Here is a 24,176-nt window from a genome sequence, read left to right as displayed (position 1 = left end):
ACGGGACAGCAGACCGGTCGGGAGCGGTACGGGACACCGGACCGGAGCGGTACGGGACACCGGGCCGGCCCGGAGCGGTAGGGGACGCCGGCCCGGAGCGTAAGGGGACACCCAGCCCAGAACGGTAGGGGACACCGGACCGGCCCAGGGCGGGCCCGCAAGACCGGCCGTCCGCCTGCGGACCCGGTGCCCGGAGGCCATGTCGACGAGGGCCTCCCGGCCGGGGAACCGCGGACGGTGCGGTCCGGGTTCTCGCCGGTGCCGTCGCCCGGCAGCGGCACCTCACAAGCCGCGGACTCGTAGCTCGGCTCAAAGGACGATGCACGAAGCGCCCGTGCTCAGCGGCGGACACCGGGGTCGCTTCACACCGGCGCCTCCCGCATGGCCCCTCGGTCCGCGGCCGGGGCCGGGAGCCGGGACCAAGGGCCGAGGGCCGGAGCCAGTGCCTCGGCCAGGGCTAGGTTCAGGGCCTGTCCGGCGGATCATGCTGGGAAGCCCACCGGCGCTGAATCGCTGTGGCGATCCGCCGGACAGAGGGCTGGGTAGGTTGGGCCCTCGATAAATGCCTCGACATCGGTCGCGGTGATCGGAGACCCTTCCCCCGATGACCAGAATCGACGACACGCCCCCCGCTTGGGACGAGCGCACCCAGCTCGCAACCTTCCTCGACTACACACGTGACACCGCCCGCGCCAAGTGCCAGGGCGTCTCCGCAGAGAACGCACGCAAGGCGCTCCTGCCCGGCTCACCGCTGATGACCATGAGCGGAGTGATCAACCACCTCCGCTGGGTCGAGTACTACTGGTTCCAGGTGGTCTTCCTCGGGGAGGAAGACCAGGGCCCCTGGACCGATGAGGACCCCGACCGCGAGATGCGTATAGCCGTCGGCTTCCCACTCACGCAGTTGCTAGACGAATACGCCGAGCAGAGCGCCCGCTACCGCGAACTGGTTGCCGGGAACGGCCTGGACAGCCAGGCCCAGCGAGCCGTCCGCAACGGCCTCCACGTCGACCTGCGCTGGATCCTCCTCCACCTCACCGAGGAGACGGCCCGCCACAACGGCCACCTGGACATCCTGCGCGAGATGCTCGACGGCACGACCGGCGACTAGATCCGGCGGAGATCAGGGCCAGAGCCGAGCCCGGCCACCGCGGCCGACCTCGAGCACCGGTTCGCCCTCATGGACCGGATGGGGATCTCCCGCCAAGTGCTGTCCGTCCCGCCGCAGTCCCCGCACCTGCCCCGGGAGGCCGACGCGGTGCTGCTGGCGCGCGCGGCCAACGAGGCGTACGCCGAGCTGGTCGCCCGGTGGCCCGGCCGCTTCCTGGCCTTCGCGGCGCTGCCGCTGCCGATGCCGCTGCCGCACATGGACGCGGCATGTGCGCGAGCTCGCGTACGCCTTCGACGAGCTCGGGATGGTGGGGGCGCGGCTGGTCCTCGGCTCCCCCTTCGAGGACGGGGAGGTGTTCGTACGGGAGGCCTCCTACGTCAGCGGATCGGGGCTGCCCTCGCTGGACGCCGCCGCGATCCTCGACACGAACGCGATCGCGCTTCTCGGCCTTTCCGTGACGCCGGCGGGGCGGGTGACCGGGAGCGAGAGCTCCGGTCACCCGCCCGGGTCTGCCGTACGTGCTACGCCGGGAGGGCGAGCAGGAGCAGGGGGCTGGTCGTCGGCTGCGCCGATCCCCCGGCGGGCTCCAGGGTCAGGCCGACCGCCGTGGCCGTGCCGAGGTCTCCGTCCAGGACGGCCGCCCCGTCACCGGTGAGGAAACCGGCCGGGCGCATCGTGTCGCCGTGGGCGAGCCAGAGCTGGTACGTGTGGCCCGCCCCGGGGGCCGGCAGCCGGTCGGTGAGGAACACCGCCTTGTCCCGGGCCTGGGAGGTGATCACGGTAGCGCCGGCTCCGCTGCTGGTGCGGCCGTGGACGGTACGGGCGTCCGGGGCCGTGACCACGGCCCGCACCTCCTGGCTCCGCGCCTCGGCCTGCCGGGCCTCTTGCCGGGCCTGCTCCGCCTGCCGGGTCTCGTAGAGCGCGGCGCCGCCGAAGAGGGCCGCCCCGACGAGGGAAGCGGCGACGACGAAGGCGCCGGTCCTGCGCGGGAGCCGGTCCAGGAATCCGGCCGCCCGCCGGACGCCGACCCGCGGGGGCTCCTGGCGGACGGTCTCGATGCGGGCGAGGACCGCCGTCTTCAGGTGCGGCGGGGGCACTACGGCTACGGCGGCTGCCAGCCGGCCGGCCGCGGCGGAGAACTCCGCGACGTCCCCGGAGCACGGCGCGCACCGGGTCAAGTGCCGCGAGAACGCCTCCTGTTCGCCCGGTTCGAGCGCGTCGAGTACGTAGGCCGCGGTGAGGGTGTGCAGTTCTTCGTCGTGCTTCACGTGGTCACCCCCATGCAGTCACGCAGGCGGATCAGTCCGTCGCGCATCCGGGTCTTGATCGTGGGAAGAGGGGTCTGGAGGGTCTCGGCCACCTCACGGTAGGTCAGCCCCTGGTAGTAAGCGAGGGTGACGGCCTGGCGCTGGAGCTCGGTCAGCCGGCGCAGGCAGCGTTTGACCTGGTCGCGCTCCAGGCGGTTCTCCACCTGTTCGCTCACCTCGTCGAAGGGCCGCTCCTGGCCGCGTACACCCACGTCGTGCTCACGGGTGGCCGAGGCCTGGGCGGAGCGGACCCGGTCGACCGCCCGGCGATGGGCGATCGTGCCCACCCAGGCCATGACGCTCCCCTGGTCGGGGCGGAAGCGGGCGGCCTGGCGCCACACGTCGATCATCACCTCCTGGGCGACCTCCTCCGACTGCGCGCGGTCGCGCACGACCTTGACCGCGATGCCGAAGACGGTTCCGGCCACGGCGTCGTACAGCGCGGAGAAGGCGTCCTGGTCTCCCTGCGCGACGCGCGCCATCAGCTCCGCGAGTTCGGCCGCGGCCGATCCGGGACCGCGGGCGGGGCCGCCGCCGGGGCCCGGTCCGGGGAAGCGCAGCTCCTCGGGGTTCACCTGAGCGGCCCCCGTGTACGGCCGGGCCCGGGCGGGCACGCCGGAGCCGAGAGGGGTTCTCGCCGGTCCATCCATCGCATGAACGATCCTTCGTGGCAGGCGCACCCGTGCTCGTCCGGCGAGGTTGCGGTGCGCGCCGGTTCCTTGCTGTCTCACCCTCTCTTCGGAGCGGGTCCGAGACCGGATTGGCCGACGTACACGCGAAAAGACACTCGTTCGGGGGAATCGGCACCCCGGGACCAAACCGCGGCGGGGGTCCGGGGCGAAGGAGGGCTGCGGGCCCATCGCAGGGCCGCACGGCGGGCCGCGGGGCCGATGGTGTCCCGGAGCACGCCGCCGCACAGCCAGCAAGGAGATCTGTCGTGTCGCGTGTCCTCAAGAGTGCCGTACTCGCCCTCGCCTCGGGCGCCCTTCTCGTAGGCGGGGCCTCTGCGGCCTCGGCCGACGCCGGAGCCCAGGGCGTCGCCGCCTACTCCCCGGGGGTCGGCTCGGGCAACCTGATCCAGATCCCCATCCACATCCCGATCAACGCGTGCGGCAACTCGATCAGCGTGATCGGGCTGCTCAACCCCGCCTTCGGCAACACCTGCGTCAACGCCTGACGGTCCACCCGGGCCATGGTCTCCGGCCCGCCGCCGGTCACCGGGCGGCGGCGGGCCGGTGGTCCTCCGGGCCGGCGGGGAGTGTGACACCGCTCCTGAGCGCCGCCGGGTCCCGCAGGCCCCGCGCGGGCGGCAGCTGTCGGCGCCGCCGCCCGCGTACGGGCAAGCCGTACGGCCCGCACAAAGGCCCGTACGCGAAGGCCCGTACGCGAAGGCCGACCCGCAAAGGTCGGCGCACAGGGGTCAACACACCGACGGATCTTCACTTGATCGGATGACCGACCCATCCGGCAGGCATCCCGCGCCGAATGAGGGTCGTGAGCATCAACCGAAGGACAGTCGAGCGCGGCGCTCTCGCCGCGGCGAGCGGCCTGCTGGCGGGATTCGCGGCACTGGCCGCCGCCGAGCTGACCGCGTCCCTGGTCCGGCCTCAGGCCGGACCGGTCACGGTGATCGGCGGGGCGGCCATCGACCGCACTCCGGCGGCCCTCAAGGACTTCGCCATCCGGACCTTCGGCGAGAACGACAAGCTGGTCCTCCAGCTCGGCATCCTCGCGACCGTCGGCCTCCTGGCGGCTCTGCTGGGGATGTTCGCCCTGCGCCACCGCCGTACGGGTGCGGCGGGCGTACTGGTCTTCGGCGCCCTCGGCGCTGCGGCGGCCCTCGGGCGGCCCGACGCGGCCGGTCCGGCGGACGTGCTGCCCTCGCTCGTGGGGGCAGCGGCCGGGGCGATGGTGCTGTACCTGCTGGTGGGGAAGTTGGGCGGCCCGGTTGCCCGGCCCTCGAGCGGGGACGACACCGCTGCGAGCACCGCGGAGGGTTCCCCGATCGGCATCGAAAGCCGCGCCGGTACCGGTACTGGAACCGGCGCGGGAGCCCCGGACCACAGCCCGCCCGCCGCCTGGAACCGGCGGGGCTTCCTCCTCGCGGCAGGCGTCACAGCCCTCGTCTCCACCGGCGCGGGCGCCCTCGGCCGGGCCCTGACCGGCCGGCGCGCCCAGGGCGCCGCGGCGTCCCGAGCCGCCGTACGACTGCCCACGCCCGACTCTCCGGCCCCGCCGATCCCGGCCGGAGCGAGCCTGCGGATCCCCGGGGTCAGCGCCTTCACCACACCGAACAAGGAGTTCTACCGCGTCGACACCGCTCTCGTGGTCCCCAAGGTGGACGCGGACACCTGGAGCCTGCGCATCCACGGCAAGGGCGTCTCCCGCCCGCGCTCCTACTCCTTCGCCGAACTCCTCCAACGCCCGCTGATCGAACGGGACATCACGCTGACCTGTGTGTCCAACGAGGTCGGTGGCCCGTACGCGGGCTCCGCGCGCTGGCTCGGCGTACGCCTGTCGGACCTGTTGCGGGAGGCGGGTGTCCAACCGCCGTCGCGCGGCGGCCGGGCCGACCAGCTGATCGCGCGTTCCGTGGACGCGATGACGCTGGGCACCCCGGTGGAGGAGGTCATGGACGGCCGGGACGCGATGCTGGCCGTCGCCATGAACGGCGAGCCGCTCCCCTTCGAGCACGGTTTCCCGGTCCGGATGCTCGTACCCGGTCTCTACGGCTACGTCTCCGCCTGCAAGTGGATCCGGGAGATCGAGCTCACGACCTTCGACGCCTACGACCCGTACTGGGTCAAGCGCGGCTGGGCGCGCCGGGCTCCGATCAAGACGCAGGCCCGGATCGACACCCCCAAGCCCTTCGCCCGGACCTCGGCCGGGACCGTGATGGTGGCAGGGGTGGCGTGGGCCCAGCACCGCGGCATCGAGCGGGTCGAGATCCAGGTCGACGACGGGCCGTGGCAGGAGGCCTCGCTCGCGGCGCAGGCCACCACCGACACCTGGCGCCAGTGGTCCTTCGACTGGAAGGCCACGCCCGGCGGTCACCGGCTGACCGTCCGTGCCACGGACGGCCGGGGTGAGGTCCAGACCGAACTGCGGGCCCGCACCATCCCGGACGGTGCGAGCGGCCGGCACAGCGTCTTCGTCACCGCCGGCTGACCGAACCTGACCGAACCGACAGCTGATTCACACCAATTCAGCCGGTTCATTACATTTCACAAACTTTCTTCCTTCCTTCCTTCCTATTTCCACCCAAGCATTCTCTGGAGAACACAATGAACAACCTTCGTTTCCGTCGTACCGCCCTCGCCCTCGCCACGGCCGCCGTACTGCCCTTCGCGCTGACCGCCTGCTCCGACTCCGACTCCGCCAAGGACACCGCAGCCGGTCCTTCCGCCGACGCGAGTACGGCCGCCTCCTCCCCCGCATCGGACGCCTCGGGGGCGATGACGATGGACAGCCCCTTCGGCCCGGCCTGCTCCGGTGTGCCGAAGGAGGGCGCGGGCAGCTTCGACGGCATGGCCAAGGACCCGGTCGCGACCGCCGCGTCCAACAACCCGGCTCTGTCCACCCTGGTGGCGGCCGTCAAGCAGGCCGGACTCGTCGACACGCTCAACAACGCCAAGGACATCACGGTGTTCGCGCCGACCAACGACGCCTTCGCCAAGATCCCGAAGGCCGACCTCGACAAGGTCCTCGCCGACAAGGCCACGCTGACCAAGATCCTCACGTACCACGTGGTCGGCGAGAAGCTGACGCCGAAGCAGCTGGAGAACGGCTCCTTCGCCACGCTGGAGACCGGAAAGGTGACCACCGCCGGCTCGGGCGAGTCCTACAAGGTCAACGGCACGTCCAACGTGGTCTGTGGCAACGTCCCGACCGCGAACGCCACCGTCTACATCGTGGACACCGTCCTGATGCCGAAGTAGCACTGCCGCCCTACCGGTGACCCCCAGGGGCGCCGGTCGTTGTAGAAGCGGTCAGCGAAGTGGCCCCGGGAGTCCCGGACCCGTCCTCAGGGTCCGGGACTCCATGCTGTGTTCCCCGGTCCGTCACTTGGTCGGCTCATGTGACCACGGATTGGACAAGTGGCCGATGTTACTAACACGATGGCCCCGCAAGTTCGCGGCTGCGCAGGGGGCAAACCGCTCTTTTCACGACGTCCCTCCGCGCGGACCGTTCGTCCCCGCCACACCCCTGGAGAGACTTCGCCATGAGCTTCGGCGACCCGAACAACCCCTACGGCCAGCAGCAGCCCCCGCAGGGTCAGCCCGGCTACCCGCAGCAGGCGCCGCAGGGCGTCCCCCCGCAGTACGGCTACCCGCAGCAGCCGCCGATGGGCGTTCCCCAGCAGCAGCCGTACGGCGCGTACCCGCCGGCCGGGATGCCGGGCATGCCTGGCGCCGGAATGCCGCCGCTGGCGCACTGGGGTCTGCGCTTCGGTGCGACCCTCCTGGACGGCCTGATCAACGTGGTCCCGATGTACGCCCTGGGCTTCATCGACCTCGCCATGAGCGACGACGCCGGAGCCTCCGGGCCCGGCTTCTTCTTCCTGATCGGCGTGCTCTACGCCTTCGGCATGGCCATCTTCCAGCTCTACAAGGAAGGCTCGACCGGCCAGACGATCGGCAAGAAGGTCGTCGGGATCAGCGTGCGCCGCGAGGCCGACGGAAGCACCCTCGGCTTCGGCATGGCCTTCGTGCGCAGGCTGGCGCACTTCCTGGACGGCATCGCCTGCTACATCGGCTTCCTGTGGCCGCTGTGGGACGAGAAGAAGCAGACCTTCGCCGACAAGGTGTGCAACACCGTCGTCATCGTCGTGCCCAAGGGCTGACCTGACCCGACGTCGGGGCCCGTCCGGATTCCGGGCGGGCCCCGACGCGTTCGCTACGGCTTCGGGAGCGTGCAGCCGGGCCGGGTGAGGTCGATCGTGTTACCGGGGCCCACGCAGGGGACGATGATGTACGTCTGCTGCGCGTAGTTGATGCCCTGCCGGACCGTCACCGCGCCGCTCTCGTTCACCTCGCACGGGTTGTTCATCGTGCAGCTCTCGCCGTCCTCGTTGCCCGTGTTGTTCACGGCGACGACCTTGCCCGTCGTCGTGTCGATCACCGGCGAGCCGGAGGTGCCGCCGATGGTGTTGCAGGACGAGGTGTAGCGCAGGGAGTCCTTCCAGGTCCACTCGCCCTCCTTGAGGCGGTAGGCGAACCCGTCGACGTTGCAGCTGTACGTTCGCTTCCAGTACCCGGACACCACCTTGATCGCGGTTCCCTGTACCGGGTGGGCGTCGTTCAGGGTGAGTGCGTTGATGCCGTACTGGCTGCTGATCTGCGCGTAGGTCTTGGTCAGCTGGTAGATCGAGATGTCGGTGTCGGTCATCGTGGCGTACGAGATCTTGCTCGCGCGCAGCGTCGCGACCTTCGAGCCCGAAGCGTTCAGCAGCGAGAAGGAGCGGCTGGACGCCTTGTCCTTGACGACCTGTCCGGCGGCCGGCATGCCGGACTCCAGACAGTGGCCGTTGGACAGGACGAGCGCGGGGTCGGACGGCAGCGAGTTCGGTACGCGAACGACCGAGCCGGAGCAGTTGCTGAGCGCGACCGTGCCGGCGAAGTTGACCGCGACGGCCTGCGCGACCGTGTCCCGGGGTGCCTGGGCCACGGCGGGCGAGGCCGCCGCTCCGGTGAGGAGCAGAGCGAACGCGGCGCCGGCGAGAGGCTTGTTCATGTGGGGGTTCCCCTCTGGGTGACAATGCGACCGAAGATCTTTCGGTTGTCATGCGCATTGTTAGAGGCGCGAGCCCAACTCACAAGAGCGCCATACCAGTTCGGGGCTCCAGGGGAACGGCCGTAATCAAGCTTGCGGCACCGCCCCGGGGGCCGATAAGCGAGGAGCCGGGGCGCGGAGGCTTTCCCGACGCCATCCCTTGACGGCCCCGGAGGCGGGGAGCACAGTGGCCATCGGCAGGGCTTGAGAGCGCTCTCAAGGCTCTCTCGTCCTGGCACTCCTCCCCCCACACCGCCTCAGAGAGGGCACCCATGCGCCTGACATCCGGAAGAAGACGCCGGTCCGCCCGGCGGGCCGTCATCGCCGCGCTGAGCACCATGGCGGTGGCGGCCGCGGCCGCCGCGGTCGTCACCCTCCCCGCCAACGCCGCCGCCCCACCGGTCCCGACGGGCTGGTCCCAGGTCTTCCTGGACGAGTTCGACGGGGCCGCCGGCTCCGGGGTCGACACCGCCGACTGGCAGTACACCACCGGCAGGAGCTACCCCGGCGGCCCCGACGGTTTCGGCACCGGCGAGGTCGAGACGATGACGGCGGACACCGCCAACGTCTCCCTCGACGGCGCGGGGAACCTCCGCATCACCCCGAGGCGGGACTCCGCCGGCAACTGGACCTCCGGGCGGATCGAGACCAAACGCTCCGACTTCCAGCCCCCTGCGGGCGGGAAGCTGCGCACGGAGGCCCGTATCCGGATGCCCGACGTCACGGGTGCCGCGGCCAAGGGCTACTGGCCGGCGTTCTGGATGCTGGGGGCGCCCTACCGCGGCAACTGGTGGAACTGGCCGGGCGTCGGTGAGCTCGACATCATGGAGAACGTCCAGGGCATCAACAACCTCTGGGCCACGATGCACTGCGGCACGAGCCCCGGCGGCCCGTGCAACGAGAAGTCGGGCATCGGCGGCCAGACCGTCTGCACCGGCGCCACCTGCCAGGGCGGCTTCCACACCTATGCGGTGGAGTGGGACCGCTCCACCGCCGTGGAAGAGATGCGCTTCTACCTCGACGGGGTCAACTTCCACACCGTGCGCGCCAGCCAGGTGGACCCCGCCACCTGGACCAACGCGACGAACCACGGCTACTTCATCATCCTGAACGTCGCCATGGGCGGCGAGTTCCCGGAGGCCTTCGGCGGCGGTCCCGACGCCGGAACCCAGCCCGGCTACTCGATGGTGGTCGACTACGTCTCCGTACTGCGGTCCACCGGCGGCACGGCCCCGCCGAGCACTCCCCCGACCACCCCGCCCACCACCCCGCCCACAACTCCTCCGACGACCCCGCCCACCACGCCCCCGCCCGGGAACCGGGGCGCGTACGCCGCCATCCAGGCCGAGTCCCACGACGGCCAGGCCGGCACGGCCAAGGAGACCACCTCGGACACCGGCGGCGGCCAGGACCTCACCACGATCGGCAACGGCGACTGGGCCCAGTACAAGGGCGTCGACTTCGGCCCCACGGCCGCGACACAGTTCTACGGGCGCGTGGCCGGCGGCGCGGCCGGCGGGGTGAGCGGGCTCGTCGAGGTCCGGCTCGACAGCCGGACGAGCACGCCGGTCGGCAGCTTCGCCGTGGCCGGAACCGGAGGCTGGCAGAGCTGGCGGACCGTGCCGGCGAACATCACGGGGGTCACCGGCACGCACGATGTGTACCTGACCTTCACCAGCGGCCAGCCGGCCGACTACGTGAACCTCAACTGGTTCCACTTCGGGCACTGAAGGGACCGGGAACCCGGCCCGTGAACAGACCACCGCCACTCGGCGCCCGCCCCTCCCGGGCCTGCTCCCGACCGCGCCGATCGTCCCGGCCCCGAGCGACGGCACCCGGAATCGGCTGGTGAGGGCACCCGTACCGCCGGAAACGCTCTCAGCGTTCCCGGCGGTACGGGTTACCCTGCTGTCCGACAGGGCCGGGGCCCGCAGGGCCCGGGCCGCCGCCCCCGGACACGCACGAGGAGCGCCCGTGGCCGAACAGGTTTCCACCGGCCGGCCCACGCTGGAGGCCGTGGCGGCGCGCGCCGGGGTGTCCCGGGCCACCGCGTCCAGGGTCGTCAACGGCGGCGACGGAGTCCGCCCGCATCTGGTGGACAAGGTCCGCGCGGCCATCCTGGACCTCGGCTACGTGCCCAACCACGCGGCCCGCACGCTGGTCACCCGGCGCACCGGCGCGGTCGCCGTGATCATCGCCGAGCCAGAGATCCGGATCTTCTCCGATCCCTTCTTCTCCCGCCAGCTCCGCGGCATCAGCAAGGAACTGACCGCGCACGACACCCAGTTGGTGCTGCTCCTGGTCGAGCACCGCGGGGACTACGACCGGATCGAGCGGTATCTGGCGGGCGGCCACGTGGACGGCGCGCTCGCCTTCTCCCTGCACACCGACGACCCGCTGCCCGCGATCACGCGCCGCATCGCCATGCCCACCGTCTACGGCGGCCGGCCCGGCTGGACCGGACGGGCCGACGGGGCCGGCGACCAGTACGGCCCGGTGTCGTACGTCGACGCCGACAACCGCGGTGGCGCGCGCGAGGCCGTACGGTACCTGCTGTCCCGGGGGCGGCGGCAGATCGCGCACATCGCCGGGCCGATGGACCAGACCTCGGCGACCGACCGGCTCGACGGGTACCGGGACGTACTGCTCGACGCCGATCCCGCGCTGATCGCCGAGGGGGACTTCACCGCGCCGGGCGGCGCCCGGGCGATGGCCGAACTGCTGGACCGCTGCCCGGATCTCGACGCGGTGTTCGCCGCGAACGACCTGATGGCGACGGGTGCTCTGGGCGTACTGCGCCAGCGGGGCCGGTCCGTGCCCGAGGACGTGGCGCTGGTCGGCTTCGACGATGCCGAGCAGGTGGCGGAGAACGCCGATCCGCCGCTGACGACCGTACGCCAGGACATCGAGGGCATGGGGCGCCTGATGGCCCGGCTGCTGCTGCGGACCCTGGACCCCGTGCACGGCTCGCAGCGGGTGCCGGGATCCGTGATCACCCCGACCTCACTCGTGCTGCGCGGCTCCGCCTGAGGGCGCAACTCCCTCTTCCTCCATAGGTGAATGGCGGGATTTCGGACCGCCCGGCGCACGGCTCTTGACTGGACGCCGGTGCGGGGTGCACGCTCCAGTCGCGTTCTGAGAGCGCTCTCAATACAAGGTCGAATCCGCCCCACCGCAGGAGGCCGCGCCATGTCCGTTACCCGAGCCGTCCGAAGAGCACCACTGCGCCTGGGCGCCTTCGCCCTCGCCGGGGTAATGCTCACCGCCTGCGGTTCCGGTTCCGACTCCGGCGATTCCGGGGACTCGAAGGCCGGTGGTGGTCAAGTCACGGTCACCGTCGACCTGTTCGGCGCGTTCGGCTACCAGGAGGCGGGGCTCTACGCCGAGTACGAGCGGCTCCACCCGAATGTCAAGATCAAACAGACGGACACCGAGGACGAGCAGGACTACTGGAAGTCGCTCCAGACCAGGCTGGCCGGCGGGGGCGGGCTGGCGGACGTCCAGGCCCTCGAGGTGGGGCGCATAGCCTCGGTGACCCAGAAGCAGGCGGACAAGTTCGCGGACCTCAAAGAGTACGGAGCGGGCTCGCTCCAGGGAGAGTTCGCCGCCGCCAAGTGGGCGGCGGCGACGACCAAGGACGGCAAGGTGCTCGGTCTCGGCACCGATGTCGGCCCCGAGGCCATGTGCTACCGCAGCGACCTGTTCAAAGCGGCCGGACTGCCCACCGACCGTGCGGAACTGGCCACCAAGTGGGCCACCTGGGACGGCTATCTGGTGCTCGGCCGGCAGTACAAGGCCAAGGGCCCGGCCGGCAGCTCCTGGCTGGACAGCATCGCCAGCCTGAACTCCGTCATGATCGGCCAGGCGAAGGAGCGGTACTACGACGCCTCGGGCGCGCTGATCTACGAGAACGGCCCGGCGGTGAAGTCCGCCTGGGACGCCTCGGTCAGGGCCGCGGCGGACGGTCTCAGCGCCAAGCTGGACCAGTGGTCGCCGCCGTGGAACCAGGCCTTCTCCTCGGGCTCCTTCGCCACGATGCCCTGCCCCGCCTGGATGCTCGGCTACATCAAGGGACAGGCCGGTGACGCCGGCAAGGGCAAGTGGGACGTCGCGAAGCTGCCCGGCGGCGCGGGCAACTGGGGCGGCTCCTACCTCGCCGTCCCCCGGGCCGCCCAGCACAAGAAGGAGGCCTACGAACTGGTGAAGTGGCTGACCGCACCCGAGCAGCAGACCGCGCTCTTCCGCAAGCAGGGCAACTTCCCCTCGGCCGTCAAGGCCATCGGGCAGATCGCGGACGCCCGCGATCCGTACTTCTCGGACGCCCCGATCGGGCAGATCTTCGGTGCCGCGGCCGAGCAGGCCCCCGTCCAGGTGCTCGGTGTGCACGACAAGGACATCGCCGACCAGATCACCAACGCGCTGAGCGAGGTGGAGCGCAAGGGCACGCCGCCGGAGACGGCCTGGTCGAACGCGAAGAAGGCCGTCAAGAACGCCCTGGGCTGACCCGCCGTGACCCGCACCTCCCGAAGGGCCATCGCCCCGTACGCCTTCCTCGCCCCCTTCTTCACCCTCTTCGCCGCCTTCGGGGTGTTCCCGCTCCTCTATACGGCCTACGTCTCCGTCTACCGCGTCGAGCTGCAGAACCCCGGCGAGATGGAGTGGCGGGGCCTGGACAACTACACGGCCCTGTTCACCGATCCGTTCTTCTGGACGGCCCTGCGCAACACCTTCACCATCGGCGCGCTGTCCACCGTGCCGCAGCTGCTGATCGCGCTGGGACTGGCCCACCTCCTCAACTACCGGCTGCGGGCCAGGACCTTCTTCCGCACCGCGCTGCTGCTGCCGTACGCCACCTCCGTGGCCGCGGCCTCGCTAATCTTCGCGCAGCTCTTCGGTCGGGACTTCGGGCTGGTCAACACCGTGCTGGATGCGGTCGGATTCGGCCCGGTGGACTGGCAGACCGGCACGGCGGCCTCGCAGATCGCCGTCTCGTCCATCGTGGTGTGGCGCTGGACCGGCTACAACACGCTCATCTACCTGGCGGGGATGCAGTCCATCCCCGTCGAGCTGTACGAGGCCGCCGAGGTCGACGGGGCCTCCAGGTGGCGGCAGTTCCTGCACGTGACCCTGCCCGGGCTGCGTCCCACCATCGTCTTCACGGTGGTGGTGTCCACCATCGGCGCCACCCAGCTCTTCGGGGAGCCGCTGCTCTTCGAGGGTTCCATGTCGGGGGGCATCTCGCACCAGTACCAGACCCTCGGCCTGTACATGTACGAGCAGGGCTGGGGCTTCTTCCACCTGGGCCGGGCCGCGGCCATCGCCTGGGTGATGTTCCTGCTGATCGTGGCACTGGTGGGCGCCAACGCCCTTCTCGTGCGCCGCCGTTCCCTCAAGGAGGCCCGCCGGTGAGCTCTTCTCCCGTCGCCCGGCGCGGCGGCCGGCTGACCTACGCGGTACTGGTCTGCGCGGTGCTGGTGTCCGCGTTCCCCCTCTACTGGACCCTGGTCGCGGCGAGCCGGTCCAACGCCGACATGGCCCGGCCGATGCCCTCGCTGCTGCCCGGTCCCAGGCTCGCGGTCAACCTCCAGGCGGTCCTGGACGAGGCGGACATCGGCAAGGCGCTCCTCAACTCGCTGATCGTGTCGAGCGCGATCACCGTCGGCACGGTGCTCTGTTCCACCCTCGCCGGCTTCGCCTTCGCCAAACTGCGGTTCCGGGGGCGCGGCGCGCTGCTCGGCGCCGTGGTCGCGTCGATGATGATCCCGCCGCAACTGGGGGTGATCCCGTTGTTCATGCTGATCGTCAAGCTGCACTGGGTGAACGAGCTGCAGGCCGTGATCCTGCCCGGACTGGTCTCCGCCTTCGGCGTGTTCTTCATGCGGCAGTTCCTCGCGCAGTCGCTGCCCGACGAGCTGATCGAGGCGGCCCGGGTCGACGGGGCCTCGTACGGCCGGGTCTTCTGGTCGATCGTGGTGCCGGTGGCCCGGCCGGCCATGGCCGTGCTCGGGCTGCTGACCTTCATGACGGCCTGGAACGACTTCTTCTGGCCCGTGGTCGCGCTGTCCTCGCAGGAGCCGACCGTGCAGGTGGCGCTGCGTCAGCTGGGCGGCGGGTACGTGCACGACCAGTCCGTGATCATGGCGGGCACCTTGCTCGGAACCCTGCCCGTACTGCTGGTCTTCGGTCTGCTCGGGCGGCAGATCGTGGGCGGCGTCATGCAGGGCGCGGTCAAGGGCTGACCCGGGGCCCCTCCCCGGCGCCTTCCTCTCCCACCTTCCCCCCAGGAGTCCATTGATGACCACTGTCGACGCCTCCCCCGCCCCGGGGGCCGCGCTCCGCTTTCCCACCGGGTTCCGGTGGGGTACGGCGACGGCCGCCTACCAGATCGAGGGAGCGGCCGCGCTGGACGGACGTACGCCCTCGATCTGGGACACCTTCAGCCGGACCCCGGGCAAGGTGCTGGGCGGTGACACCGGGGACACGGCCACCGACCACTACCACCGGATGGCCGAGGACGTGGGCCTGATGAGCCGGCTCGGCGTGAGCGACTACCGGTTCTCGGTGGCCTGGCCGAGGGTGCAGCCCACCGGGCGGGGTCCCGCCGCGCAGCGGGGGCTCGACTTCTACCGGCGGCTGGTGGACGCGCTGCTGGAGGCGGGGATCCGGCCCGTGGCCACGCTCTACCACTGGGATCTGCCGCAGGAGCTGGAGGACCTCGGCGGCTGGCCGCACCGCGATACGGCGGAGCGGTTCGCCGAGTACGCCGGCCTCGTGGCGGAGGCGCTCGGGGACCGGGTGGCCGGCTGGACCACCCTCAACGAGCCGTGGTGCGCTGCCTTCCTGGGCTACGCCTCGGGGGTGCACGCGCCCGGCCGCACGGAGCCCGCCGCCGCCCTGCGCGCCGCCCACCATCTCAATCTGGCCCACGGGCTGGGCGTACGGGCGCTGCGCGCGGCGCTGCCCCGGTCGGCGGAGGTGTCGTTGACGCTGAATCTGCACGCGGTGCGGCCGCTGACGGACTCGGCGGCCGATCTGGACGCGGCGCGGCGCATCGACGCGGTGGGGAACCGGATCTTCCTCGACCCGGTGTTCCGGGGACGGCTCGCGCCGGACCTCGTCCGCGATACCGCCGCGCTCACGGACTGGTCGTTCGTCCGGGACGGCGATCTGGCGGCGGCGTCCGAACCGCTCGACTGGCTGGGGGTGAACTACTACTCCCCCACGGTGGTCGCGGCCGTGGAGCCGGCTGCGTCCGACGGGGAACGGGAGCCGTCGCCCTGGCCCGGGGCGGAGGAGCACGTACGGTTCCTGCCGGCGCCCGGTCCTCGGACGGAGATGGACTGGCCGGTGGATCCGGACGGGCTGTACGAGCTGCTGGCGCGGCTGCGCGATGAGCTGCCCGGGGTTCCGCTGGTGATCACGGAGAACGGCGCGGCGTACGCGGACCGGGTCGGCCCGGACGGGGCCGTCCACGATCCGGAGCGGATCGCCTATCTGCGGGGCCATCTGGAGGCGGTGCACCGGGCGATCTCGGACGGGGCGGACGTGCGCGGCTACTTCGTGTGGTCGCTGCTGGACAATTTCGAGTGGTCGTTCGGCTACAGCAAGCGGTTCGGGCTGGTCCACGTGGATTTCGCCACGCGGCTACGTACTCCGAAGGACAGCGCGCACTGGTACGCGGACGTCATCGCCCGGGGCGGCCTGGCACTCTGAGGCCCGGGTCCGCGCGGGGTCCCCGGGGGCCGCGGGCGCCGTGAGCGCCGGACACGGTGGCGGGCCCCGCACCAGGTGGGTGCGGGGCCCGAGGCCTGCCGGTCGCGCGGGTCGCTCCGTACGGCTAGGCCGTACGGGAGCCGGCCGGGCGCTCCCAGCGGTAGAACTCCTGGGCCATGGCGTCCTTCGGGCTCCGCCAGGTCTCAGGGTTGTGGGGGCTGACGTAGGCGGTGAGCCGGTCGCTGAGCTCCCGGAACTCCGGGTGGCCGGTCACGTCGGCGATCGCCGGGCCGGGTGGCCGGTCGGACTCGATGAAGTGCATGTACACATCACCGAACTGGAAGAGGCTGCGGCGGGTGACCCCGACGAGGTGCGGCAGTTCGCCCGCGTCCGAGGCCGCGAACAGCTCGGCGATGTCGGGGGCGGACTGCGGCGCCATGCGGGCCACGATGAGAGCGCGGTGCATCCGGTGCTGCCCTTCTTCTCAGACGCGGCTGACCGCGGGCGTGCGGGTCTCGCGTTCATGCTGTTCGATCTTGTCCCGGATCAGCTCCAGCTGGATCTTGGAGTTGTGGTTGATCCGCGTGGTCATCCCGGCGTCGTCGACGGGCGCCTGCGGCTTCATCGCGAAGTCCTGGGTCCACACCATCCGGGTGCCACCGGGCACCTCGAAGTACTGCCAGTGGATGTCCATGTGCTCGAACGGGCCGGTCTCGACCCGGCGGGCGCGCACGGTGCGGCTGACGGGGTCGGGTGTGCGTTCGGAGACCCAGCTCCACACGGTGCCGTTCTCGTCGGGGTGCATCGTCAGGCGGAAGCGGGTGGTGGGCCCGTCCTCCTCCAGGACCTCCAGCGAGGCGTACTCGCTGAAGAGCCCGGGCCAGCTGGAGAGATCATTGGTCATCTCCCAGACCAGCTCCATCGGCGCGCCGACGGTGATCTCGTTCTGCGTGTGCCCTGCCATCTCAAGCTCCTGTCATCAGGCTGGTGTTGACGAGGTCGAGGAATTCTTTGGGGGTCTTGCAGCGGTCCGCGTCGGTGGGGAGCGCCCGGCCGCGCTGGTTCTCCAGCAGTCCGACGATGCCGAGCAGGCCCAGCGAGTCGAGGCCGTAGTCGTCGAACAGGGAGTCCGGGCGGTTCTTCATGTCGGCCGGGTCGACGGTGATGCCGGCCCCGGACTTCATCAGCGCGGCCAGTTCCTCGACGGTCAGTCGTTCGGACATGAGCGGCTCCTTCTGTCTCTAGGAGGGGATTCGGATGACGAGCGCGGCGTTGGAGCCCATGAGGCCCCGGCTCAGCACGAGCGCGGTGCGCAGCTCCGCCGGGCGGGCGCTGCCGGTCACCACGTCGAGGTCGTGGCACACGTCGAACACGTTCGGCGTGGGCGGGACGATGCCGTGCTCCAGGGCGAGGACCGCGGCAGCGGTGTCGAGGGCGGGGGCCGCGCAATAGGCCCGGCCCGTGCCGGTCTTGGGAGCCGTGACCGGCACCTTGCGCCCGTGCGCCCCGAGGGCGGAGACGATCGCGGCCGCCTCGGCCCGGTCGGCCTCCGGGGTGCCGAGTGCGTCGGCGAAGACCACGTCGACCTCTTCGGGGGCGCAGCCCGCTTCCCGCAGGGCACCGGTGATCGCGTGAGCCAGGCCCTCGCCGGATTCGCCGGCCCGTTCTGGACGGTGCGGGCCGGTGAAGGTGGCCGCGTGCCCGGCGAGGAGGGCCCGTACGGACGCGCCGCGGCGCCGGGCCGCTTCCTCCTCCTCCACCAGGAACATCGCGCCGCCCTCGGCGGGTACGAAGCCGCAGGCCTTCTCGGTGAAGGGCCGGTAGGCCCGGTCCGGGTCCTCGTGCGTGCTCAGGGCCTCGTAGCCGAGCTGGCAGACGATGGAGTACGGGGCCAGGGGCGCCTCGGTGGCTCCGACCAGCATGGCCCTGCTGCCCTGGTGGATGGCCCGGGCTGCGTGCGCGAAGGCGTCGAGTCCGCCCGCCTCGTCCGCGGCGACCACCCCGCAGGGGCCCTTGAGGCCCCGGCGGATGGAGATCTGCCCGGTGCTGGCGGCGTAGAACCACGCGATCGACTGGTACGGGCCGACGTAGCGCGGTCCTTGACCCCACAGGTGCTGCAGTTCGCGCTGGCCGAACTCGCCGCCACCCGATCCGGCGGCGGTGACCACGCCGATGGAGAAGGGGTCGTCCTCGTAGTCGGCCCGGCCGAGCCGGCCGTCCTCCAGGGCGAGGTCGGCCGCGGCGAGGGCGTGGTGGGTGTAGCGGTCGGTCTGGACGAGGTAGCGTTCCTCGACCATCGTGCCCGGGTCGAAGCCGCGCACTTCGCCGGCCACGCGCAGCGGGAGGTGTTCGCAGCCCTCCCGGGTGACCCGGCCCAGGACGGAGGTGCCCGACTGGGTCGCCTTCCAGAAGGCTTCGGCGCCGATGCCGTTGGGCGCGACGACTCCGATGCCGGTGATGACCGTACGGATGCTCACGAGACCACCTCCTCCTTGGGGCGGGTCATGACGACCGCGGACTGGAAGCCGCCGAAGCCGCTGCCGACGGAGAGCACGTTGCGCAGTGTGCGCTCGCGCGCGACGCGAGGGACGTAGTCCAGGTCGCATTCGGGGTCGGGGGTCTCGTAGTTGGCCGTGGGCGGTACGACCTGGTGGGTCATCGCCAGGACGCAGGCGGCCAGTTCGATCGCCCCGATGGCGCCGAGGGAGTGCCCCACCATGGACTTGATGGAGGTCATCGGCGTCTTGTAGGCGTGGTCTCCCAGGACCTTCTTGACCGCCGCGGTCTCGTGGCGGTCGTTCTGCTTGGTCCCGGAGCCGTGCGCGTTGACGTAGTCGATCTCGCGCGCGTCGGTCCGGGCCTGGTCCAGGGCGGTTTCGATGGCCCGGGCCATTTCCAGGCCCTCGGTGGTCAGCCCCGTCATGTGGTGGGCGTTGCCGAAGGTGGCGTAGCCGCCGATCTCGCAGTAGACGGTCGCACCGCGGGCGCGGGCGTGTTCCAGCTCTTCCAGTACGAGGACGGCGCCGCCTTCGCCGAGGACGAACCCGTCGCGGTCGGCGTCGAAGGGCCGGGAGGCGTGGGCGGGGTCGTCGTTGTTGGGCGAGGTGGCCTTGATGGCGTCGAAGCAGGCCACGGTGATCGGTGAGACGGGTGAGTCCGAGGCTCCGGCGATGCAGACGTCCATCCGGCCCTCGGCGATGGAGTGGAAGGCGTAGCCGATGGCGTCGAGTCCGGAGGTGCAGCCGGTGGAGACCGTCTGGACCGGACCCCGCGCGCCCGTCTGCTCCGCCACGGCGGAGGCCAGGGTGGCCGGGGTGAACGCCCGGTGCAGGTGGGGGCTTGCCAGCCGGTGGTCCACGTCCCACCAGGCGCCCTGCTGGCTGACGGCCACGTAGTCGTGCTCCAGGCGGGTGGTGCCGCCCACGGCGGTGCCCAGGGAGACGCCGGTGCGCCACGCTTCGTCGGTGGTGAGGTCGAGTCCGGCGTCGCGCACCGCCTCGGCGGCGGCGACCAGGGCAAACTGGATGTACCGGTCAGCGCGGGCCGCCACCTCGGCGCCGAGGCCGTGTGCGGCGGGGTCGAAGTCGACCTCCGCGGCTATCCGGGAACGGAAGCCGGTCGGGTCGAAGAGGGTGATGCCGCGTGTCGCCGTACGGCCGTTGGAGAGGAGCTCCCAGAAGGCGGAGGTGCCGATCCCGCCGGGGGCGACGACACCGACCCCGGTGACGGCCACCCGCCGGCGGGTCAAGAGACCACTCCCGCGCGGTCCGGCGGCCGCTCCCAGGCGGAGCCCTCCGGGTTGACGGCCTCCTCCGTGTCCACGTGCCCCAGCTTGGGGTCCGGGGCGAGCGGGCCGAGGTGGAAGACCATGCGGACCTCGGTGTCCCCGACGTTGCGGAACCGGTGGCGCACGTTCATGGGGACGAGGAGGCCCTGGTCGGTGAGGAGCGGGTGGGCCTCGCCGTCGAGGTCGACCTCCAGCGTCCCGCTGACCACGTACACGAACTCCTCGGAGTACGGGTGGTAGTGCTCGGCGATGTGCTCGCCCGGCGCCATGACGGCCAGGCCCATGAAGCCGCTGGTGCAGCCCACCGAGGTCGGTGTGAGGACGGCCCTCAGGTCCCCGCCACGCCTGGTGTTGGGCTGCGTCTCGCTGAGGTCCACGATGTGCGGTGGGCGTTGTCTGGTCATGGCGGGGGTTCCTCCTGGCGGTGGGGAGCCTGGACGGGGCTGGTGGGTGGGGGGTCCTGGGGTGCGGGGATGCCGCCGCGGGTCAGCTTTCGGCGGGGGCCCTGCGGTCGGTGATCAGGCTCATGGTGTGGCGGACCGCGGACGCGGCGGACCCGTCGGAGCCGCTGACGGGGCCGGCCATCAGCCGGGCGAGGACGGCCGCCTTGCGCGGGCCCCGGACGCCGAAGGCGGCTTCCAGGCCGGCGGCGTGCGGGCTGCGCACGTCGATGAGGCGTACGACGACATCGTCGCGCTGGAAGATGCTGCTGCTCACGGTCGCGGCGTCGGAGCGGTGGGCCGCTGCCTCGTCCTGCCGGGCGAGGAACCGGGCCAGTGCCGGTCCGCAGCCGGGCTTGGCCGGGTAGAACAGCGCGTGCCGGCGTACGTCGGGACGGTCGACGCCGTCGGCTTCGCGGGCGGCGACGTGGTGGACTGCGGGGAGCGCGGCCCGCATGAAGAACATCCGGGCGGACTCGGGGTCGCCGAGGTCGCGGTCCTGCTCCAGATAGGGGTTGATGGCTTCTTCGACCGCCCGCACCTCGGGCTGTTCGGAGACGTGCCGCAGGGCCGCCATCAGGTCTCCGCGGACCTCCACCGTACGCACGACCCGGTTGCCGTGCATGAACAGCGAGGTCCGGCAGAGCCGGGTGTGGCCGTCGACGTCCGCCGCCGGCGAGGCGTAGCTGGAGAGGATCTCGGCGACCTTCTTCTCGCTGCCGGGCTTGACCGTGAAGGTCAGGGCGTGGCGCACGATGCCGGCGCCGAGCCGGGGCGATTCCTGCAGCCGGGCGCCGGTGGGCCGCTGCGCGTCCTGGTAGCCGCGGCCGGTCTCGCGCAGGACGGTGTACTTGAGCGGGCGCATGGCGCGGGCGCAGGCGCCGAGCGGGCGCACCTGCTCGGCGTGGTGCTCGCTGTTGACCCAGGCGAGGTACTGCGGGGCGCTCTCCCACTCGCTGGTGATGAGCCACTGCGAGGGGTTCTCGAAGGACTGGCAGAGCTGGTCGCTGATGTGGCCGGGTTCCGACGCGATGTCGTGGCGCAGCTGCTCGTAGGCCTCGAAAAAGCGCTGCTGGGCTCCTTCGTGGAGGTCCATCAGCAGGACGACCCGGAGCATGGAGCCGTCGAAGGCGGACTGTGACACCCGTTCGGACAGGGTGGTCGTCATCTGCTCACTCCTTGGTGAGGGCCCTGGGAGAGGGCGTGGATCTTCATCGCGTACGGACCCTCGTCCGTCATGGGCGGTGGCCGCCCGCCCGGACCGGCGGCCGTCGCGGGGACGGCAGGCCGGCGTGTCTTCGGGGGTACCGCTGTCGCTCATCGTCATCCGAGTGGGGATGTACCGCTACATCTCCGGATCAAGCGGGTGACAACCGGCGTATCTCCTGGGCTTGGCCGGCGAACGGGGGCATAAAGAGTGCACTTCCCCCACACCGAATTCAGGAGCTCGCAGCTGATGGAAGACACCGCAGATGTCCGCGTACCGGTTCTCGTCGTGGGTGGCTCCCTCGTGGGCTTGTCCACCTCGCTGTTCCTGAGCCGCCACGGCATCAGACACCTGGTCGTCGAGAAGCACTCCGGCACCTCCGACCACCCCCGCGGCCGGGGCATCAACGCCCGGACCATGGAGTTGTTCCGGGTGGCCGGGGCGGAGGGCGCCATCCGCCAGGCCGCCTCCGCGCTCGAGAACAACATGGGCATCCTGCAGACGCACTCCCTGCTCGGCGGCGACCACAAGTGGCTGGTCAAGGCCATCGACCCGGCCGGGGCGCTCAGCAAGTTCAGCCCGAGCGCCTGGTGCGTGTGCAGCCAGAACAACATCGAGCCGATCCTTGCCGCGCAGAGCCGCGCACAAGGCGCCGACGTGCGGTTCTCCACCGAGCTGATGAGTTTCGACCAGGACGAGACCGGGGTGAACGCCCTGGTCAAGGACCGGGAGACGGGCGAGCACAGCACCGTGCGCGCCGACTTCCTGATCGCGGCGGACGGCCCGCGCAGCCCCGTGCGCGAGCAGCTGCGCATCCCCCAGACGGGCAGCGGCGAGCTGTTCCACAACGTCAGCGTCACCTTCCGCTCCGAGCGGCTGATCGAGGTGCTGGGCGACCTGCGGTTCATCGTCTGTTACCTGATGAAGCCCGGTGCGGACGGGGCGCTGCTGCCGGTGGACAACGACACCCAGTGGGTCTTCCACCTCCCGTGGCACCCGGACCGCGGCGAGACCCTGGAGGACTTCACCGAGGAGCGGTGCGCCCAGCAGATCCGGGCCGCGGTCGGCGTACCGGACCTCGACGTGGAGATCGGCGGGAAGGCTCCCTGGCACGCGGCCGAACGGGTGGCCGAGCGGTACTCGGCCGGGCGGGTGTTCCTGGCCGGGGACGCGGCCCACGAGATGTCCCCCACCGGGGCGTTCGGCTCCAACACCGGTATCCAGGACGCGCACAACCTGGCATGGAAGATCGCGGCGGTCCTCGACGGATCGGCGGGCATGGAACTGCTGGAGACCTACGGCGCCGAGCGGCACCCGGTGGCCCTGGCGACCGCCGAGCGCGCCTCGGCCCGTTCGGCGGAGCACAGCCACCCGGGGTACGCGCCTCCGCCCACCATGGGCGGCGGACCGGGCAGCGGGGTCCTGACGACGGCGATGGCGTACGCGTACCCGCACGGGGCGTTCATCGGCGGCTCACCGGAGCGGCCGGTCATCCCGGAGGGGATGCGGATGAAGGGCGACCCGGGCACCCGGGCCCCGCACATGTGGCTGACGCGGGCCGACGGCGAGCGGGTCTCCACGCTGGACCTGTACGAGCGCTCGTTCGTGCTGCTCTGCGGCGCGGGCACGCCGTGGCGGGCGGCGGGCGAACGGGTGGCCGAGCGGCTGTCGGTGAAGCTGGACGCCTACGCGATCGGCTCCGCGACCGCTCCGGACGCCGATCTGGTGCAGGAGGCGGACGCCGACTGGAGCGAGGTGCACGCCATGTCCGAGGCGGGCGCCCTGCTCGTACGGCCCGACGGGTTCGTCGCCTGGCGCTCGCAGGGAGCGGTGGCGGATGCCGAGGCGGCGCTGTCCGAGGCGATGTCCACGGTGCTGCGCCGGGCCTGAGCGGCCCGCGCGCCAAGTGGTCCCCCTGCCGCCGGCCCGTAAGCGGGCCGGGGGCAGGGGCGTTCATGGGTGCCCGCGGTCCGCGTCAGCCGCAGGCCCAGCAGCCCGCCCAGCAGCCGGAGCCGTGGTGGGCGCTGCGCCGGCGGCGCGCCGTCCCGGCGGGGGCCCGCTGCGCCTCGGAGCAGTTCCGGCGGGCGAAGCAGGCGACGACCACCGCGATCGCGGCGAGTTCCTCGGGGGCGGCCACGCCCCTCTCCACACGGAGCAGGCTGGCTATCGGGGCTATCGGAGCGTCCTTCAGCATCGGCTCGGCCTCTCGCACAGGCGGATAGCAGGACCCCCCTCGCGGAGTCACCAAGGACTCCGGACACTGCCGACGCTAGCGGTGCGCGACACGCCCGGCATACTGGGCACATGCGCGAAAGCCCAGGTCGCGGCCGCCCCGCCCGGGTGAATCCGGGGTTGTGGCGGCGCGCGCTGATTGGGCCGTCGGAGTGGCGGGCGCCGTAAATCCCGGTGCGACGGGCGTGGGGCGCGGCCTAGGCTGAAGCGATGAGCACCCGCGCATTTCGCATCACCGTCCGGGGGACCTTCGACGGCCTCACCGACGAGCAGCGTGCCGCACTCCTCGCGGACGCGGCCGGGCACGACATCTTCACGGCCAAGTTCACTCCCGAGGGGCACCTCACCTACGACGTGGCCGCCCGGCCCTCCTTCGCGTTCCGCTTCCTGGCCGGGGGCGAGTCCGAGGAGGACATCCTGGACGCCACCGCGCACGCGGAGCTCGCTGCCGAAACCTGGCTGACGGAGCACGGGTACGGCTTCAAGCGGCTCAGGTCGCAGGCGCAGGACCTCACCTCGGCCCCCTTGAGCAAGCGGCAGCGGCAGGCGGCCGCGCGGGGAGACTCCTGAGCGGGAGTCGCGCGCGGCCGGCCGCCGGCGGGGCGCC

Annotated in this window: 24 protein-coding genes; 13 read left to right on the top strand and 11 right to left on the bottom strand. The window is 71.6% G+C overall.

Annotated features, from left to right (window positions below; translation table 11 throughout):
• Positions 1-604: 604 nt before the first annotated feature.
• Complete coding sequence (locus OTB20_RS04665) at positions 605-1,111, top strand: DinB family protein (protein ID WP_267815319.1); 507 nt, start codon at positions 605-607, stop codon at positions 1,109-1,111.
• Positions 1,112-1,632: 521 nt separating this feature from the next.
• On the opposite strand, the gene OTB20_RS04660 is transcribed toward OTB20_RS04665, so the two are convergent.
• Together OTB20_RS04660 and sigK are read right to left on the bottom strand one after the other, a co-directional pair.
• The gene (locus OTB20_RS04660; RefSeq protein WP_267815318.1) at positions 1,633-2,379 is read right to left on the bottom strand and encodes an anti-sigma factor; all 747 of its coding nucleotides are present in this window, start codon (positions 2,377-2,379) and stop codon (positions 1,633-1,635) included.
• A complete protein-coding gene (gene sigK / locus OTB20_RS04655) occupies positions 2,376-3,068 on the bottom strand; it encodes an ECF RNA polymerase sigma factor SigK (protein ID WP_420716325.1) in 693 nt (230 codons plus the stop codon). The genes OTB20_RS04660 and sigK overlap by 4 nt, the downstream gene beginning before the upstream one ends.
• A gap of 287 nt (positions 3,069-3,355) precedes the next feature.
• On the opposite strand from sigK, the gene OTB20_RS04650 reads away from it, so the two are divergent.
• The 4 genes from OTB20_RS04650 to OTB20_RS04635 all read left to right on the top strand — a co-directional run bounded on the left by OTB20_RS04650 (position 3,356) and on the right by OTB20_RS04635 (position 7,261).
• Entirely contained in the window at positions 3,356-3,595 is a 240-nt protein-coding gene (locus OTB20_RS04650; protein WP_267815317.1) for a chaplin, read from the top strand.
• A gap of 308 nt (positions 3,596-3,903) precedes the next feature.
• Positions 3,904-5,586, top strand: coding sequence for a molybdopterin-dependent oxidoreductase (locus tag OTB20_RS04645; protein ID WP_267815316.1), 1,683 nt, complete (start codon positions 3,904-3,906; stop codon positions 5,584-5,586).
• Positions 5,587-5,702: 116 nt separating this feature from the next.
• Positions 5,703-6,356 carry a fasciclin domain-containing protein gene (locus tag OTB20_RS04640; protein WP_267815315.1) on the top strand — a complete coding sequence of 218 codons (654 nt, stop codon included), beginning with the start codon at positions 5,703-5,705 and terminating at the stop codon, positions 6,354-6,356.
• Between the two features lie 284 nt (positions 6,357-6,640).
• Positions 6,641-7,261 carry an RDD family protein gene (locus OTB20_RS04635; RefSeq protein ID WP_267815314.1) on the top strand — a complete coding sequence of 207 codons (621 nt, stop codon included), beginning with the start codon at positions 6,641-6,643 and terminating at the stop codon, positions 7,259-7,261.
• A 53-nt stretch (positions 7,262-7,314) separates the two neighbouring features.
• On the opposite strand, the gene OTB20_RS04630 is transcribed toward OTB20_RS04635, so the two are convergent.
• A complete protein-coding gene (locus OTB20_RS04630) occupies positions 7,315-8,151 on the bottom strand; it encodes a S1 family peptidase (protein ID WP_267815313.1) in 837 nt (278 codons plus the stop codon).
• A gap of 311 nt (positions 8,152-8,462) precedes the next feature.
• On the opposite strand from OTB20_RS04630, the gene OTB20_RS04625 reads away from it, so the two are divergent.
• From OTB20_RS04625 to OTB20_RS04600, 6 genes are all read left to right on the top strand, one after another.
• Positions 8,463-9,920 carry a glycoside hydrolase family 16 protein gene (locus OTB20_RS04625; RefSeq protein ID WP_267815312.1) on the top strand — a complete coding sequence of 486 codons (1,458 nt, stop codon included), beginning with the start codon at positions 8,463-8,465 and terminating at the stop codon, positions 9,918-9,920.
• Between the two features lie 244 nt (positions 9,921-10,164).
• Positions 10,165-11,220, top strand: coding sequence for a LacI family DNA-binding transcriptional regulator (locus tag OTB20_RS04620; protein ID WP_267815311.1), 1,056 nt, complete (start codon positions 10,165-10,167; stop codon positions 11,218-11,220).
• A 159-nt stretch (positions 11,221-11,379) separates the two neighbouring features.
• Entirely contained in the window at positions 11,380-12,693 is a 1,314-nt protein-coding gene (locus tag OTB20_RS04615; RefSeq protein ID WP_267815310.1) for an extracellular solute-binding protein, read from the top strand.
• Positions 12,694-12,699: 6 nt separating this feature from the next.
• The gene (locus tag OTB20_RS04610; RefSeq protein ID WP_267815309.1) at positions 12,700-13,599 is read left to right on the top strand and encodes a carbohydrate ABC transporter permease; all 900 of its coding nucleotides are present in this window, start codon (positions 12,700-12,702) and stop codon (positions 13,597-13,599) included.
• The gene (locus OTB20_RS04605) at positions 13,596-14,429 is read left to right on the top strand and encodes a carbohydrate ABC transporter permease (RefSeq protein ID WP_267815308.1); all 834 of its coding nucleotides are present in this window, start codon (positions 13,596-13,598) and stop codon (positions 14,427-14,429) included. The genes OTB20_RS04610 and OTB20_RS04605 overlap by 4 nt, the downstream gene beginning before the upstream one ends.
• A gap of 55 nt (positions 14,430-14,484) precedes the next feature.
• Positions 14,485-15,903 carry a GH1 family beta-glucosidase gene (locus OTB20_RS04600; protein WP_267815307.1) on the top strand — a complete coding sequence of 473 codons (1,419 nt, stop codon included), beginning with the start codon at positions 14,485-14,487 and terminating at the stop codon, positions 15,901-15,903.
• A gap of 124 nt (positions 15,904-16,027) precedes the next feature.
• Here OTB20_RS04600 and OTB20_RS04595 read toward each other — a convergent pair whose 3' ends face one another.
• From OTB20_RS04595 to OTB20_RS04565, 7 genes are all read right to left on the bottom strand, one after another.
• Positions 16,028-16,369 carry a TcmI family type II polyketide cyclase gene (locus tag OTB20_RS04595; protein WP_267815306.1) on the bottom strand — a complete coding sequence of 114 codons (342 nt, stop codon included), beginning with the start codon at positions 16,367-16,369 and terminating at the stop codon, positions 16,028-16,030.
• An 18-nt stretch (positions 16,370-16,387) separates the two neighbouring features.
• Positions 16,388-16,867 carry an SRPBCC family protein gene (locus OTB20_RS04590; protein ID WP_267815305.1) on the bottom strand — a complete coding sequence of 160 codons (480 nt, stop codon included), beginning with the start codon at positions 16,865-16,867 and terminating at the stop codon, positions 16,388-16,390.
• A 1-nt stretch (position 16,868) separates the two neighbouring features.
• Positions 16,869-17,126 carry a phosphopantetheine-binding protein gene (locus OTB20_RS04585; protein ID WP_250743221.1) on the bottom strand — a complete coding sequence of 86 codons (258 nt, stop codon included), beginning with the start codon at positions 17,124-17,126 and terminating at the stop codon, positions 16,869-16,871.
• Positions 17,127-17,144: 18 nt separating this feature from the next.
• On the bottom strand, positions 17,145-18,380 hold the full coding sequence (locus tag OTB20_RS04580; protein ID WP_267815304.1) for a ketosynthase chain-length factor: 1,236 nt from the start codon (positions 18,378-18,380) through the stop codon (positions 17,145-17,147).
• Positions 18,377-19,651 carry a beta-ketoacyl-[acyl-carrier-protein] synthase family protein gene (locus OTB20_RS04575; RefSeq protein ID WP_267815303.1) on the bottom strand — a complete coding sequence of 425 codons (1,275 nt, stop codon included), beginning with the start codon at positions 19,649-19,651 and terminating at the stop codon, positions 18,377-18,379. The genes OTB20_RS04580 and OTB20_RS04575 overlap by 4 nt, the downstream gene beginning before the upstream one ends.
• A complete protein-coding gene (locus OTB20_RS04570) occupies positions 19,648-20,094 on the bottom strand; it encodes a cupin domain-containing protein (protein WP_267815302.1) in 447 nt (148 codons plus the stop codon). Before OTB20_RS04570 ends, OTB20_RS04575 begins: the two co-directional genes overlap by 4 nt.
• Before the next feature lie 82 nt (positions 20,095-20,176).
• Positions 20,177-21,298: a SchA/CurD-like domain-containing protein gene (locus tag OTB20_RS04565; protein WP_267815301.1), complete on the bottom strand. Its 1,122-nt coding sequence runs from the start codon at positions 21,296-21,298 to the stop codon at positions 20,177-20,179.
• Between the two features lie 288 nt (positions 21,299-21,586).
• On the opposite strand from OTB20_RS04565, the gene OTB20_RS04560 reads away from it, so the two are divergent.
• Positions 21,587-23,227 carry an FAD-dependent oxidoreductase gene (locus OTB20_RS04560; protein ID WP_267815300.1) on the top strand — a complete coding sequence of 547 codons (1,641 nt, stop codon included), beginning with the start codon at positions 21,587-21,589 and terminating at the stop codon, positions 23,225-23,227.
• Positions 23,228-23,312: 85 nt separating this feature from the next.
• Here OTB20_RS04560 and OTB20_RS04555 read toward each other — a convergent pair whose 3' ends face one another.
• A complete protein-coding gene (locus OTB20_RS04555; RefSeq protein WP_267815299.1) occupies positions 23,313-23,549 on the bottom strand; it encodes an acyl-CoA carboxylase epsilon subunit in 237 nt (78 codons plus the stop codon).
• Between the two features lie 230 nt (positions 23,550-23,779).
• On the opposite strand from OTB20_RS04555, the gene OTB20_RS04550 reads away from it, so the two are divergent.
• Positions 23,780-24,139, top strand: a complete 360-nt coding sequence (locus OTB20_RS04550) for a DUF6204 family protein (protein WP_267815298.1) — start codon at positions 23,780-23,782, stop codon at positions 24,137-24,139.
• The last annotated feature ends 37 nt before the right edge of the window (positions 24,140-24,176 follow it).

The sequence above is a fragment of the Streptomyces sp. H27-H1 genome, assembly GCF_026627445.1.
In the GTDB taxonomy this organism is placed as follows: Bacteria; Actinomycetota; Actinomycetes; order Streptomycetales; family Streptomycetaceae; genus Streptomyces.
This window is presented reverse-complemented; position numbering and strand designations above follow the sequence as displayed.